The organism is Gordonia sp. NPDC003422 (genome assembly GCF_053588675.1).
Window position 1 is genome coordinate 1 of record NZ_JBSFQL010000022.1, and the last position, 14,464, is coordinate 14,464.

Annotated in this window: 13 protein-coding genes; all 13 read left to right on the forward strand. The window is 67.5% G+C overall.

The features are described from left to right. The first annotated feature begins 128 nt into the window (after positions 1-128). The 13 genes from ACWDTF_RS17970 to scpB all read left to right on the forward strand — a co-directional run bounded on the left by ACWDTF_RS17970 (position 129) and on the right by scpB (position 14,463). Entirely contained in the window at positions 129-2,105 is a 1,977-nt protein-coding gene (locus ACWDTF_RS17970; RefSeq protein WP_240862685.1) for an HAD-IIA family hydrolase, read from the forward strand. Positions 2,106-2,116: 11 nt separating this feature from the next. Then, positions 2,117-2,383 carry a hypothetical protein gene (locus ACWDTF_RS17975; RefSeq protein ID WP_240862683.1) on the forward strand — a complete coding sequence of 89 codons (267 nt, stop codon included), beginning with the start codon at positions 2,117-2,119 and terminating at the stop codon, positions 2,381-2,383. A gap of 13 nt (positions 2,384-2,396) precedes the next feature. Next, positions 2,397-3,224, forward strand: coding sequence for a TlyA family RNA methyltransferase (locus ACWDTF_RS17980; protein WP_240862681.1), 828 nt, complete (start codon positions 2,397-2,399; stop codon positions 3,222-3,224). Between the two features lie 41 nt (positions 3,225-3,265). After that, positions 3,266-4,315 carry an NAD kinase gene (locus ACWDTF_RS17985; RefSeq protein WP_355273015.1) on the forward strand — a complete coding sequence of 350 codons (1,050 nt, stop codon included), beginning with the start codon at positions 3,266-3,268 and terminating at the stop codon, positions 4,313-4,315. 2 nt (positions 4,316-4,317) lie between these two features. Continuing rightward, positions 4,318-6,069 (forward strand): DNA repair protein RecN, encoded by a 1,752-nt coding sequence (recN, locus tag ACWDTF_RS17990; protein ID WP_355273012.1) that lies wholly within the window; start codon positions 4,318-4,320, stop codon positions 6,067-6,069. A 97-nt stretch (positions 6,070-6,166) separates the two neighbouring features. Further along, a complete protein-coding gene (gene steA / locus ACWDTF_RS17995; RefSeq protein ID WP_240862675.1) occupies positions 6,167-7,354 on the forward strand; it encodes a putative cytokinetic ring protein SteA in 1,188 nt (395 codons plus the stop codon). 3 nt (positions 7,355-7,357) lie between these two features. Beyond that, positions 7,358-8,293, forward strand: coding sequence for a copper transporter (locus tag ACWDTF_RS18000; RefSeq protein ID WP_355273009.1), 936 nt, complete (start codon positions 7,358-7,360; stop codon positions 8,291-8,293). A gap of 152 nt (positions 8,294-8,445) precedes the next feature. Next, positions 8,446-10,194 carry a CTP synthase gene (locus ACWDTF_RS18005; protein ID WP_240862671.1) on the forward strand — a complete coding sequence of 583 codons (1,749 nt, stop codon included), beginning with the start codon at positions 8,446-8,448 and terminating at the stop codon, positions 10,192-10,194. Further along, positions 10,191-10,832: an NUDIX hydrolase gene (locus ACWDTF_RS18010; RefSeq protein ID WP_355273004.1), complete on the forward strand. Its 642-nt coding sequence runs from the start codon at positions 10,191-10,193 to the stop codon at positions 10,830-10,832. Before ACWDTF_RS18005 ends, ACWDTF_RS18010 begins: the two co-directional genes overlap by 4 nt. Beyond that, on the forward strand, positions 10,829-11,767 hold the full coding sequence (xerD, locus tag ACWDTF_RS18015) for a site-specific tyrosine recombinase XerD (protein WP_355273001.1): 939 nt from the start codon (positions 10,829-10,831) through the stop codon (positions 11,765-11,767). The genes ACWDTF_RS18010 and xerD overlap by 4 nt, the downstream gene beginning before the upstream one ends. Before the next feature lie 118 nt (positions 11,768-11,885). Continuing rightward, a complete protein-coding gene (locus ACWDTF_RS18020) occupies positions 11,886-12,836 on the forward strand; it encodes a ParA family protein (protein WP_355272998.1) in 951 nt (316 codons plus the stop codon). Beyond that, the gene (locus ACWDTF_RS18025) at positions 12,833-13,735 is read left to right on the forward strand and encodes a segregation and condensation protein A (protein WP_355272995.1); all 903 of its coding nucleotides are present in this window, start codon (positions 12,833-12,835) and stop codon (positions 13,733-13,735) included. Before ACWDTF_RS18020 ends, ACWDTF_RS18025 begins: the two co-directional genes overlap by 4 nt. Further along, on the forward strand, positions 13,732-14,463 hold the full coding sequence (gene scpB / locus ACWDTF_RS18030; protein ID WP_240862662.1) for an SMC-Scp complex subunit ScpB: 732 nt from the start codon (positions 13,732-13,734) through the stop codon (positions 14,461-14,463). Before ACWDTF_RS18025 ends, scpB begins: the two co-directional genes overlap by 4 nt. The last annotated feature ends 1 nt before the right edge of the window (position 14,464 follow it).

The window sequence follows — 14,464 nt, forward strand, 5'->3', positions numbered from 1 at the left end:
TTAACCAGTGTGGGAGAGTAGGACACCGCCGAACACAACTTCATGAAGACCCCGTATTCGATACATTCATATCGAATACGGGGTCTTGTGCTATTGGTCAAACTTCAGAGGGCATAGGGTGACAAACCATGAGTGATCGTGATCGTTCGCGGCCGGAGCCGCGTGGTCGGGGACGGCGGGATCGGGAACGGCCGGCCGGTCCGTCGATTCCGGACGAGGTGACCGCGGCAGATCTCGATGGAGAGGTCCGCCGCGACCTACTGACCCTTGACAAGACGAACGCCGATACCGTCGCACGACATCTCGTCATGGTCACCCAACTCTTGGACGAGGACCCGCTGCTCGCCCTGGAGCACGCTCGCGCAGCCCGTGGCCGGGCGTCGCGCGTCGGTGTGGTTCGCGAGACCGTCGGTATTGCCGCATACAGCGCCGGTGAGTGGCAAGAGGCCATCACCGAGCTGCGGGCCGCGCGGCGGATCACCGGCAACTCGGCGCTTCTGCCACTCATTGCCGACGCCGAGCGCGGTTTGGGCCGGCCGGAGCGAGCCATCGATATTGCCCGTGGCGACGAAGGTCGAGCCTTGACCGGGGACGCGGCGACCGAGATGCGGATCGTCGAGGCCGGCGCACGCATCGACCTCGGTGAACCGGAGAAGGCACTGGTCACCCTGCAGGCCGAGGATCTCCGTCCCGGTCAGACCGGTACCGGGCCGGCGCGTCTGTTCTATGCCTATGCGTCGGCGTTGGCCGCAGCCGGCCGCACCGACGACGCGATCACATGGTTCATGAACGCGTCGGCGGCCGACGTGGACGATGCGACCGACGCGGAGTTCCGACTCACCGAGTTGGCCGAGGGCCCCGACGAGCCGGAGGTCCCCGAAGACTCCGTACCCGAGGAATCCGCGGAGGTGACCACCGCAACCGATGGCGTCGAAGTCGCGGTGGCGTCGACGCAGCCTGCGGACGACGATGCGGAGCCGACGGAGCGCAGTGTGGAGACATCGGCGACTGTGAGTCCATCGAGGTCGCACACGCTTCTCGACGCCTACGACGCACTGCTCCTGGACCTGGACGGTACGGTGTTCGCGGGGCACCAGGCATTGCCGAATGCCGTTGAGTCCCTTGCCCGTACCCAGGTCCCACGCTTCTTCGTGACCAACAATGCCAGTCGACGCCCGCCCGAGGTGGCCGCTCACCTGACCGACCTCGGATTTGAAGCAACACCCGAACTGGTGGTGACGAGCGCCCAGTCCGCGGCGCGACTCCTCTCCGAACACCTGCAGCCTGGCTCCCGGGCCCTCGTCATCGGGACCGACGGACTGGCGCAAGAGGTTCGCGAGGTCGGGATCGGGGTCACTCGGAGCGCCGACGATCGGCCGGCCGCGGTGATTCAGGGACATTCGCCGGATACCGGGTGGGCGCAGCTCTCGGAGGCGGCGCTGGCGATCCGGGCGGGTGCGTTGTGGATCGCCACCAACGTCGACGCGACATTGCCGTCGGAGCGCGGCCTGCTGGTGGGCAACGGGTCCATGGTTGCCGCGCTCAAACATGCGACGGACACTGAGCCATTGGTCGCGGGCAAACCGGCTGCCCCGCTCATGGCCGATGCGATCGCCCGCTCGCGATCACGCAAACCGCTTGTCGTGGGCGATCGGCTCGACACCGACATCGAGGGCGCCCACGCGGTCGGCCTGCACAGCGCGCTCGTCCTGACCGGGGTCAGTACGGTCTCGGACCTGCTGGTCGCACCACCGGAACAGCGGCCCACCTACGTCCTTGCCGACCTTGCCGGTTTGTTCGAGGACCTCGAAGCGGTACGAGTCGGGCCGCAGCCCGGCTGGGATGTGGCGGTCGAGGGTTCCCGCATCGTGGTGACGCCGGTTTCCCGGGGCGAGCGCAGCGACGGGGGAGTTTCCCGGGGCGAGCGCAGCGACGGGGGAATTTCCGACGACGAGGCATCGGTTGCGTCGCTCGTGCCTGCGCTCGTCGGAGCAGCCTGGGCGGCGATTGACGACGGGACCGCCTCAGGCGACGCGTTGTCGGTGGTGGCCGGTGACGCCGCGACGCAGGATCGCCTAGCGGTGCTCGGCGTCCCGCTGCGCTAGCGTTGACGACGATGAGCGAATTCCCGAGTCCGGCCGCCATGCCGCGTCGGCAGTATGAGGCGAACCCCGGGTCGATGGCCGAGTTGTCCGAGGTGGACACCGACGCCGCGACGCAGGCGGTGCACTCCGAGATCTCCGTGCTGCTCGAGCAGGTCGACACCATCCGCGAATCCGCGGGAGATTCCTTCGACCCGGCCGCTCTCGAACGGCTGACCGCATTGCTGGAACAAGCGCATGAGTCGCTGACGGCGGCGCTCGACGCGGTCGATCGTCGCTGACGCGGACCCAACGATGGCCACCCGAGCACGACTCGACGCCGAACTGGTCCGCCGCGGACTGGCGCGGTCACGCGACCACGCTCGCCAGCTCGTGGAATCCGGCGTGGTCAAGGTTGGCGGAGTGGTAGCCAGCAAGCCCGCCACCAACGTCACCCGCGATACCCCGGTGTTGCTGATCGAAGAACCTGGTGAGGACTGGGCGTCGCGAGGTGCGCACAAATTGATCGGCGCGCTCGATGCATTCGAGCCCGGCGGCCTGCGCGTAACCGGTCGGCGTTGTCTCGACGCGGGCGCCTCCACCGGAGGATTCACCGACGTTCTGCTCCGACGAGGTGCCGCCGAGGTCGTCGCCGTCGATGTCGGCTACGGCCAACTGATCTGGCGTCTGCAGAACGACGACCGGGTGCACGTGCACGACCGGACCAACGTCCGTCATCTCGAGCCCGACGACATCGGCGGGCCGGTCGACGTGGTGGTCGCCGACCTCTCCTTCATTTCGCTCGGCCTGGTTCTGCCCGCCCTCGCGCGGTGTGCAATCCCGGGCGCAGACCTGGTACCGATGGTCAAGCCGCAGTTCGAGGTGGGCAAGGACCGGGTGGGTTCGGGCGGCGTCGTGCGCGACCCCGCGTTGCGTGCCGAAGCCGTGCTCAACGTCGCGCGTCAGGCTGCCGACCTGCAGCTCGTCACCCGGGGCGTCGTCGCCAGTCCGTTGCCCGGCCCGTCGGGGAATGTGGAGTACTTCCTGTGGCTGCATCACCGGCCGGGCGGAGCGTCGGACGAGGGCGATAGGGTCGATCTGCGATCAATGATCGAACGGGCCGTCGCCGACGGTCCGGCCTGACCGCCGAGCCTGCAGCGCAACCGAACGAAGGGGGACCCAGAGTGGCCGACGAGTCGGTGGCCGAACCAACGGCCCCGTCGCTGCGCTCGCCCGAGCAAGCCGGCGGCCGCGAGTTCCTGGTGGTCGCCCACACCGGTCGGGAGATCGTCACGACCACGGTCGATGCCATCGCCCGACATTGCGCCGGAGCCGGCGTCCGACTACGCGTGGTCGATCACGACACCAAGGAGGGCGCGCGCGCCCACTCGTATGCCGACCCGCCGGACCACCTGCCGGGCAAGACGCCGCTGGCCGAGAACCACCCGGTGGACCCGGAGCATCTCCGTCAGATCGGCGCTGCCGTCGATGTCACGACCGCAGATGCGGCCTCGGCCGAGGGCTGCGAGGTCGTCATCGTCCTGGGTGGAGACGGTACGTTCCTCCGAGCGGCAGAATTGGCGTACCCGGCCAACGTCCCGGTGCTGGGAATCAATCTCGGCCGTATCGGGTTCCTCGCCGAAGCAGAGGCAAACCGGGTGGATGCCGTGATGGCCCAACTCATTTCGGGCGACTATCGCGTGGAGCCGAGAATGACGCTCGATGTGGTCGTCACCGACCCGGCCGCGCCCGAATCACCGTCGCGGAGCTGGGCGCTCAACGAGGTGGCCATCCTCAACCGCACCAACAGCGGCGTTCTCGAACTCATCACCGAGGTCGACGGCCGCCCGGTGTCCGCGTTCGGTGCCGACGGCGTCCTCGTGTCGACGCCGACCGGTTCCACGGCATACGCGTTCTCGGCCGGTGGACCGGTGATGTGGCCCGACCTCGAGGCGATTCTCGTGGTGCCGAGCAACGCGCATGCGCTGTTCGCGCGACCGATGGTGACGAGCCCGCGGTCGAGAGTCGCGGTCGAGATCGACAAGGACGGCCGGTCGGCGATCGCGCTGTGCGACGGACGGCGACTGCTGGAGGTCCCGGCCGGCGCGCGCGTCGAGGTCGTGCGCAGTGATCGATCGGTGCTGTGGGTGCGCATCGATTCCGATCCGTTCGCCGATCGTCTGGTCACGAAATTCGCGCTGCCGGTGACCGGCTGGCGGGGGAGGCAGACATAACGGTGCTCGAAGAACTGTCCATCTCGGGCCTCGGTGTCATCGAAGAGGCATCTGCGCGGTTCCATCCGGGTTTCACCGTGCTCACCGGTGAGACCGGTGCGGGCAAGACGATGATCGTCACGAGTCTTCATCTCCTGTCGGGTGCGCGCGCCGACGCGAACCGTGTACGCAGCGGGAGTCCGAAAGCGGTCGTCGAAGGCCGCTTCCGCCTCGCAAGCCGGCAAGGCGTACAACATGATCCACGGGTCGACGAGATCCTGGAGGCGACGGGCGCCGAACTCGACGACGACGACACGGTGATTGCGGTGCGGACCGTAGGCTCCGACGGGCGGTCGCGGGCGCATCTGGGCGGCCGCTCCGTTCCGGTCGGGACGATGGGCCGGCTCACCAATGCCGTGCTGGCGATCCACGGCCAGAACGATCAGCTGCGACTGCTGCGCCCGGAGCACCAGCGGGCGGCTCTCGACGGATTCGCCGGAGCACGGGCCGACAAGGCGCTCACCGCCTACCGGACCGCGCGTTCGGCGTGGGTGGCACTTCTCGACGAGCTCGATGCGCGGCGCGCGAACTACCGCGAGATCGCCCAGGAGGCCGACCGTCTGCGTTTCGGGATCGACGAGATCGCCGCGGTCGATCCGATGCCGGGGGAGGACGACGAGCTCACCGCCACCATCCGGCGACTCACCGACCTCGAGTCGATCCGTGCGGCAGCGGTCACCTCGCACGACCTCGTGGCCGGTGACGGGACCTCGGTCGTGGAGAGCCTCGGGCGCGTGCGCGACATCCTGCAGGACGCGACCGACGAGACCCTGCGTGGACTCGTGGCAAGGGTCAACGAGGCGCTGACCGTGGCCACCGACGTCGGCGCCGAGCTGACCGCGTTCACATCCGATCTGCCCGCCGACGCCGACGAACTCGACAAACTCCTCAACCGCCAGGCCGAACTGAAGGTGCTGGTGCGCAAGTACGCGCCCGACATCGACGGTGTCATCGCCTGGCGCACGCAGGCCGAGGCCCGACTGGCCGAGATCGAGGATCCGCGTAGCTCCATCGACGAACTCGAATCGGCCGCGGCGGCCGCCCGCGCGGACGTCGAGGTGGCGGCCGAGAAACTGCATGGGGTGCGCGCGAAGTCGGCGTCGTCGATGGCGACCAAGGTGTCGACCGAACTGCGTGGCCTCGCCATGGGCGACGCGGCACTCGACGTCGCGGTGAGCCTCGACCCCGCCGCCGCCGACGACCGCCTCGGAATCGACGTGGCGGGAACTCGAGTGCATGCAGGTTCCGACGGCGCGGATCGCGTCGAGTTCGCGCTTGTCGCACACAAGGGCGCCACACCGTTGCCGATCGCCAAATCGGCATCGGGAGGCGAACTCTCGCGCGTCATGCTCGCGCTCGAGGTCGTGTTGGCCGCGCCCACGTCCGGTTCGGTGATGGTGTTCGACGAGGTCGACGCCGGTGTCGGCGGACGCGCGGCGGTTGAGATCGGCAAGCGGCTGGCAGCGTTGGCGCGCGCGCATCAGGTGATCGTGGTGACGCATCTGCCGCAGGTCGCGGCTTTCGCCGACAACCATCTCGTGATCGGCAAGAGCAGCGGGCGCGGCGCGCACAAGAGCACCGTCCGCACACTCGACCGGGACGATCGAGTGGCCGAATTGGCTCGAATGCTCGCCGGTCTCGGAGAGTCCGACACCGGGCGTGCCCATGCTGAAGAGCTGCTGCAAACGGCGGAGAACGAGCGCTCTTCGAGCTGACCGGGCCGTGCAACTCCTGTTACTCGTGTGACAAAAGTTGTCATTGTTACGGCGCGCCTCCACTGTGACACGGGTGCGAACGTCAATCATGTCCGTCATGAAGATGCCTGCACTGCTCGCTCGAAACACCGAAGAACTGCCTGGCGTCACCGGGATCGCCAGGGTCGACAAGAACACCAAGAGGCTCCTCGATCGGGTGGGGCCGGGAGACATCGTCATCCTCGACGAGGTCGATCTCGATCGGCTGACCGCCGATGCCCTCGTGCAGGCCAACGTGCTCGCCGTGGTCAACGCGTCACAGTCGATCACCGGGCGGTATCCGAACCTGGGACCCGAGGTTCTGGTCGCGTCGGGTGTCGTTTTGCTCGATGACGTGGGACCAGAAGTCTTCAAACGAGTCAAGGACGGCGCCAAGGTGCGCGTCCACGACGACCGCCTCTTCCTCGGTGACCGGCGCCTGGCGCGTGGCGCCGAGCTCGACGAGCGTGAGATCGCCGACATGATGATCGGCGCGAAGTCCGGGCTGGTGGACCACCTGGAGGCGTTCTCCGGCAACACCATCGAGTTCATCCGCAGTGAATCGCCGCTGCTGATCGACGGTGTCGGGGTGCCCGACATCGACGTCGACCTCGCCGGCAAGCACGTGGTGATCGTTGCCGAGGGCCCGGAGCGCGTGGCAGATCTGCGCGCGCTGAAGCCGTTCGTCAAGGAGTACTCGCCGATCATGATCGGCGTGGGTGTCGGCGCAGAGACCCTGATGAAGGCCGGCTATCGCCCGGCTCTCGTGGTCGGCGACCCGGACGAGATGAAGACCCAGACACTCAAGTCTGGTGCACAGATCGTGCTGCCTGCCGATACAGATGGCCATGCGCCCGGTCTGGAACGCATCCAGGATCTCGGAATCGGGGCGACGACTTTCCCCGCGGCCGGCTCCGCGGGTGACCTGGCACTGCTGCTGGCCGACTACCACGGCGCCGATCTGATCGTCACGGTCGGGTACGCCGGGACCCTCGACGACTTCTTCGACCGCTCCCGACGTGAGAGCAATCCGTCGACCTTCCTCACGCGACTGAAGGTCGGACCCAAGTTGGTCGACGCGAAAGCCGTTGCCACGCTGTACCGTAGCCGCGTCTCGGGTGCGGCCATCGCCTGTGTGGTGCTGGCGGCACTGGTGGCCGTGATCGCCGCGGTGATGCTGTCGAGCGCAGGTCCAGAGGTCACCGATTGGATTGTGGCGCAATGGAATGAGCTGGTCGAATGGGCTCGGGGAGTCTGGAACAGGTAGTCGATGATCTCGCTTCGACAGCACGCCATCTCACTGGTCGCCGTCTTTCTGGCGCTGGCGCTGGGACTTTTCCTCGGTTCGGGTTTCGTCGGCGACCGGATGAACTCGGTCACCGGAACCAGCAGAGACCGCATCGGGGATCTGGAGAACCAGCGTGACGACCTCAACGGGCAACTCAACGCCGCCAACAGCTTCGACCAGGCGGTCGCCCCGCGACTGATCGCGAATTCGCTTCGCGGACAATCGGTTGTGGTGGTCACGGCGCCGAATGCCGCCGACGCCGACGTTGCCGCGGTCAAGGAGTCCATCTCCGGGGCGGGCGGCAGGTTCGCCGGCCAGATCGCCCTCACCGATCAGTTCCTCGCCGATCAGCACGCGGAGCAACTGCGGACCATCGTCGACCAGACGATCCCGCCCGGGGCCATGCTGCGGCCCGAACTGACCGACTCCGGTGGCCGTGCCGGCGACCTCGTCGGCTCGCTTGTCCTCGTTCGACCCGGCACGACACCGGCGCGGGCAGCGGACCGTGCGATGGGTCTGCAGGCGCTGCGCGACGGCGGCTTCATCGACTACACGGACAATGCGGTGTCGCAGGCAGATCTCGTGGTGCTCGTCACCGGTGACGAGTTCGGTCGCGACTCGGGCGCGCAGGGTTCGGTGGTTGCGCGGTTCGGCGCTGCGATGACGTCTCGTGGGCAGGGTGGGATCCTCGTCGGACGATCGGGATCGGCGCTCGGCGGTTCGCCGGTCGCCGTCGTCCGGTCGGATCCGGCGCTGGGCAACGCGATGTCGACGGTCGACAACGTGGATCAGCAGACCGGCCGGATCACCGCGATTCTCGCCCTGGCCGCCGATGCCGACGGCCACACCGGTGCTTACGGAACCGGCCGGGGTGCGATCGCCATCACCGTGGGAGCCGACGGCAAACCCGGCGACTGAGCGCGAACTACCTCGATCCGGCGGGTGCGTAGGACGAGAGTCTTGAACGCCCTGCGGAGTGGCGGACGGACGATCGGCGTAGTGGTGTTACCCTGGAGTCCCGTAGGTAATCAGGCTTTCCGTGCTTGATTCGGCCGACGGGAGATACGCGTTTGCGACCACTTCGCCATGTGCATGACACCAAACACATCTTCGTCACGGGCGGCGTCGCGTCGTCCTTGGGGAAGGGCCTGACGGCGTCGAGCCTGGGCCAGCTTCTCACCGCGCGCGGTCTGCGGGTGACGATGCAGAAGCTCGACCCCTATCTGAACGTCGATCCGGGCACGATGAACCCTTTTCAGCACGGAGAGGTGTTCGTGACCGAGGATGGCGCAGAGACCGACCTCGACGTCGGGCACTACGAGCGATTCCTCGACCGGAACCTGTCGCAGTCGGCGAATGTCACCACCGGACAGGTGTATTCGGCGGTCATCGCCAAGGAGCGGCGCGGCGAGTATCTCGGTGAGACGGTGCAGGTGATCCCGCACATCACCGACGAACTCAAATCCCGCGTGCTGGCGATGCGCGCCCCGGGCGACGACGGTGAGACCCCCGACGTGGTCATCACCGAGATCGGTGGCACTGTCGGCGACATCGAGTCGCTGCCGTTCATCGAGGCCGCGCGACAGATCCGGCACGACGTCGGACGCGACAACGTCTTCTTCCTGCACGTCTCGCTGGTGCCGTACCTCGCGCCGTCGGGCGAACTGAAGACCAAACCGACACAGCATTCGGTGGCCGCGCTGCGCAACGTCGGTATCCAGCCCGACGCCCTGGTCCTGCGCTGTGACCGCGACGTGCCCGAGGGACTGAAGAAGAAGATCGCGCTCATGTGCGACGTCGACCTCGAGGGTGTGATCTCGACGCCCGACGCACCGTCGATCTACGACATCCCGAAGGTCCTGCACAACGAGCATCTCGACGCCTACGTCGTGCGCAAGTTGGGGCTGCCCTTCCGCGATGTCGACTGGACCGAATGGGGCGACTTGCTGTCGCGAGTGCACGATCCGGGTGAGAGCGTGACCGTCGCACTCGTCGGCAAGTACGTCGACCTCCCCGACGCCTACCTCTCGGTGACCGAGGCGATCCGCGCCGGTGGCTTCGCGTGGCGGGCACGTACCGAGATCCGCTGGGTGCCGTCGGATGACTGCGAGACGCCGGCGGGGGCGCAGGCCGCTCTCGGCGACGTCGACGCGGTGCTCATCCCCGGCGGCTTCGGCATCCGCGGCATCGAGGGCAAGGTCGGAGCGATCGCCTATGCGCGTCGCCGGGGCATCCCGCTGCTCGGACTGTGTCTCGGTTTGCAGTGCGTCGTCATCGAGGCGGCCCGGTCGGTTGGACTGGACGAGGCGAGTTCGACCGAATTCGACCCCGACACCCCGCATCCGGTGATCTCCACGATGGCCGACCAGGAGGACGCCGTTGCCGGTGACGCCGACCTCGGTGGCACGATGCGCCTCGGCGCTTACCCGGCGAGCCTCAAACCGGGTTCCGTGGTCGCCGAGAGCTACGGCACCCGCGAGGTGTCCGAGCGGCACCGGCACCGCTACGAGGTCAACAACGCCTACCGCGAGAAGATCGCCGGTTCGGGCCTCGTGTTCTCCGGGACATCGCCCGACGGCCATCTGGTGGAATTCGTCGAATACCCCAAGTCGGTGCATCCCTTCCTGGTGGCCACGCAGGCGCATCCGGAGTTGAAGAGCCGACCGACCCGACCCCATCCGCTGTTCAAGTCATTCATCGCAGCTGCGCTCAAGTACAAAGCGGCGGAACGGCTTCCGGTCGACATCGGCAACTACGACCAGCCCGCCGAGGATCCCGCCGACGCCGACGTCGCCGCCGGGGAGGGTCTGGGCGCTTGACGTCAGCTGCCGGGCCCGGGAACCACGACTTCGAGGTGCAGCGCTCGCGCCTGATCTATGACGGGGCGATCCTGGCGCTACGCGTCGACGACGTCACGATGCCCGGTGGCCGGGTTGCCGAGCGCGAGGTCGTCGAACACTTCGGCGCGGTGGCGGTCGTGGCTCGCGACGAGCATGGTCGGATCGCGATGGTGCGGCAGTATCGGCATCCGATCGGCCGTCGCCTGCTCGAGTTGCCTGCCGGACTGCTGGACCAGGGGGAGGGGGAGTCGGCGCTCGTCGCCGCGCAGCGCGAACTTGCCGAAGAGGTCGATCTCGCCGCGCGGACGTGGCACGTCCTGGTCGACCTCGCGTTGTCGCCCGGATTCACCGACGAGGCGCTGCGCCTGTATCTGGCCGAGGACCTCGAGCATCTCGACGCCGCGCAACGCAGCGACGAGGAAGCCGACATGTCGGTGGAGTGGGTGCCGCTCTCGGACGCGGTCGCGAACGTTCTGTCGGGTGAGATCGTGAACGCGACCAGTGTCGCGGGGATCCTCGCCGTGGCGGCAGCCGACGCGTCCAGCACCCCATTGCGCACGGTGGATGCGCCCTGGACGGATGAACCGACGGGCCTGCGTCGACGGCGGCGGTCGTGATCACCGATCCGTTTCCGCCGGGGCCCATCTCGGGTCTCGCGCAGCGCTACCTCGATCACCTCACCGTCGAACGCGGTGCCGCCCGCAATACGGTGTCATCGTATCGGCGTGACCTCGAGCGTTACCAGAACTATCTGGCCACCCGCGACATCGCCGACCTCCCGAGCGTCACCGAAGAGGACGTCCGGCAGTTTCTCGTCGAACTGCGGCGCGGTGATCCGACCACCGGCGCCGCGCCGCTCGCAGACAGCTCGATCGCACGAACGCTGGTGGCCACCAGGCGGTTTCACAAATTCGCAGCGGACGAGGGCGCGGTCGGGACCGATGTCGCGCACGCGGTGCGGCCGCCGCGCGCGGCCCGCCGCCTGCCCAAGTCGCTGCCCGTCGACGAGGTGCTGGCGATCCTCGAATCGACCGGTGGTGATCATCCGCGCGCACTTCGCGACCGCGCGTTGTTGGAGCTGCTCTACAGCTGCGGGGCACGGATCTCCGAGGCCATCGCGCTCGACGTCGACGACCTCGACGTGAACGCTCGCGCCGTGTTGCTGCGCGGCAAGGGCGGCAAGGAGCGGGTGGTGCCGGTCGGTGGGCCGGCGGCGGAGGCCATCGACGCCTACCTGGTGCGTGGTCGGCCGGCGCTGGTCTCGCGATCGGAACCCGCGGTGTTCCTCAACGCCCGCGGCGGACGGCTGTCGCGACAGAGCGCCTGGCAGGTCCTGGTGACCGCGGCGGAGCGCGCGGGGCTCGACAAGGCGGTGTCGCCGCACACGCTGCGGCACAGTTTTGCCACCCATCTGCTCGACGGCGGGGCAGATGTTCGCGTCGTGCAAGAACTCCTGGGCCACGCGTCGGTCACCACGACGCAGGTGTACACGCTGGTCACGGTGAACACCATGCGCGAGGTCTACGCGACCGCCCATCCGCGGGCGCGATGAGGGTTTCACGTCCGGTGACAGGGGTGTCACGGCGATGCTCCGACGGTTCGCCACCGCAAACCACTAGGCTGACATTCGCCACGAGGTGCGATCGAGGGAAGAAGGGAGCTACCGGCCAGTGACGAATCCGAGCTCACCACGCCCCGGTGTCCGTCCCGACCATCAATATCGCATCGAGGTTTCGCCAGGCCACGACGCCGACGAGACCGAACACGTCAAGGAAGGCGAACTCGGCCCCACCGGTCGCCCGTACCGCGACGTTCCGGAACCGGCTCCGCTCGACCGACACGGTCCCGCCACGGTGATCGCGGTCTGCAACCAGAAGGGTGGCGTGGGAAAGACCACGTCGACCATCAATCTCGGCGCTGCATTGGCCGAGTACGGCAGGCGTGTGCTGCTCGTCGACCTCGACCCGCAGGGTGCGTTGTCCGCGGGGCTCGGCGTGCCCCACCACGATCTCGACCAGACCGTCTACAACCTCCTGGTCCCTCCCCACGCCTCGACCGACGATGTGCTGATGCGGACGCGGGTCGACGGACTCGACCTGCTGCCCAGCAACATCGACCTGTCGGCGGCGGAGATCCAACTCGTCACCGAGGTGGGCCGTGAACAGTCACTCGGACGTGCGCTGCATCCGGTGCTGGACCGCTACGACTTCGTGCTCATCGACTGCCAGCCCTCGCTGGGTCTGCTGACGGTCAATGCGCTGGCCTGCTCCGACACCGTGCTGATCCCGATGGAATGCGAGTACTTCAGTCTTCGAGGTCTGGCGCTGCTGACCGACACCATCGAGAAGGTGCGGGATCGACTCAATCCGCGTCTCGGACTCGGCGGGATCCTGGTCACCATGTTCGACGCACGAACCCTGCATTCACGCGAAGTGATGGCCCGGGTGGTCGAGGTCTTCGGTGACGCGGTGTTCGACACCGTGATCTCGCGCACGGTGCGGTTTCCGGAGACCAGCGTGGCGGGCGAACCAATCACGTCGTGGGCGCCGAAGTCGGCAGGCGCCAAGGCGTACCGCGCACTGGCCCGTGAGGTCATCGCCCGCGACGCGAAGGGCGCATGAGCGCCGACGCTGCCGGTGTCGAATCTGCGAGCCCAGACCCGGAAATCCCAGACCCGGAAATCCCAGACCCGTCGGCAACGGATTCGGCTGGTGCCGAACAAGAATCGGGTGGCACCGGATTTCGCGTCCGCCTGCCCAACTTCGAGGGTCCGTTCGATCTCCTGCTCAACCTGATCAGTCAGCACCGAATGGACGTGACCGAGGTCGCGTTGCACGAGGTGACCGACGACTTCATCGCCTACACCCGCGAGATGGGGCCGGAACTGCCGCTGGAGCAGACCACCGAGTTCCTGGTGGTCGCGGCCACCCTGCTCGATCTCAAGGCTGCCCGGCTGCTTCCGACCGGTGAGGTCGACGACCCGGAGGATCTCGCGCTGCTCGAGGCGCGTGACCTGCTGTTCGCGCGGCTGCTGCAGTACCGCGCGTACAAGCAGGTGGCAGCGCTGTTCGGTGAACTAGAAGCGGCTGCGCTGCAACGCTATCCGCGTGCGGTGTCCCTGGAGCAACGATTCGAGGACCTGCTGCCCGAGGTGACGCTGGGCGTCGACGCGCATGGCTTCGTCGAAGTCGCGGCGTCGGCGATGACGCCCCGGCCGGTGCCGACCGTCGGACTCGACCACCTCCACGACATGCACAAGGTATCGGTGCCGGCACAGGCGAAGCGGATGGCGGAACTGCTGGCCGCCGCTGCCGACGGGGGTCTGACCTTCCGCGAGTTGGTCGCCGACTGCGAGAACGGATTAGAGGTGGTGGGCAGCTTCCTTGGGCTCCTGGAGCTGTATCGCGAACGCGCCGTCACCTTCGATCAGCCCGAGGCGCTGGGGGATCTGCGGGTGTTGTGGACCGGCGATCGGGACGCCGAAGACATGAGTATGGACAAGGCAGAGGACTACGGATGACCGACGACAACCCGACAGTCTCCGAGGAGAATGCGGCCGCGAATCCGGTTACGGCCGACGACGGGCTCTTCGAGAACCCCGCGCCTGATGAATCGCGTCTCGACGACAGCTCCCTGCGTGCTGCGTTGGAGGCGGTGCTGTTGGTGGTGGACACCCCGGCGACCACCGACGAACTGGCCAGCGCGGTGGATTCCGACGTACCGCGGGTGCGCGAGATGCTCAATCAGATGTCGGCGGACCTGACATCGGCGGGCAGCGGGATCGACCTCCGCTTCGCCGGCGACGGGTGGCGGTTCTACACACGCGCCGACTATGCGCCGTACGTGGAACGACTGTTGCTCGACGGTGCCCGGTCGAAGTTGACCCGGGCAGCGTTGGAGACCCTGGCGGTGATTGCCTATCGGCAGCCCGTCAGTCGAGCCCGGGTGTCGGCGATCCGCGGTGTCAACGTCGACGGTGTGATCCGCACGCTGGTGGCGCGCGGACTCATCAACGAGGTCGGTACCGACCCACAGACCACGGCCACCACCTACGGCACCACCGAGTTGTTCTTGGAGCGGCTGGGGCTCGCGTCGCTGGGCGAACTGCCGGATCTGGCGCCTCTGCTGCCCGACGTCGACCTCATCGACGACCTCGACGAGGAACTGCTGACGGACCCGCGATTCGCCAAACTGGGTCGTCAGGGGTCAGACTCGAAGGAAGAACCAACCACCGACCCTCAGGATTGAG

Bases quoted from the DNA above. Each gene is read 5' to 3' on its own strand.
- scpB (WP_240862662.1), top strand. From the start codon at position 13,732: ATGACCGACGACAACCCGACAGTCTCCGAGGAGAATGCGGCCGCGAAT.
- ACWDTF_RS18000 (WP_355273009.1), top strand. From the start codon at position 7,358: ATGATCTCGCTTCGACAGCACGCCATCTCACTGGTCGCCGTCTTTCTG.
- ACWDTF_RS18025 (WP_355272995.1), top strand. From the start codon at position 12,833: ATGAGCGCCGACGCTGCCGGTGTCGAATCTGCGAGCCCAGACCCGGAA.
- ACWDTF_RS17970 (WP_240862685.1), top strand. From the start codon at position 129: ATGAGTGATCGTGATCGTTCGCGGCCGGAGCCGCGTGGTCGGGGACGG.
- ACWDTF_RS17975 (WP_240862683.1), top strand. From the start codon at position 2,117: ATGAGCGAATTCCCGAGTCCGGCCGCCATGCCGCGTCGGCAGTATGAG.
- ACWDTF_RS17980 (WP_240862681.1), top strand. From the start codon at position 2,397: ATGGCCACCCGAGCACGACTCGACGCCGAACTGGTCCGCCGCGGACTG.
- steA (WP_240862675.1), top strand. From the start codon at position 6,167: ATGAAGATGCCTGCACTGCTCGCTCGAAACACCGAAGAACTGCCTGGC.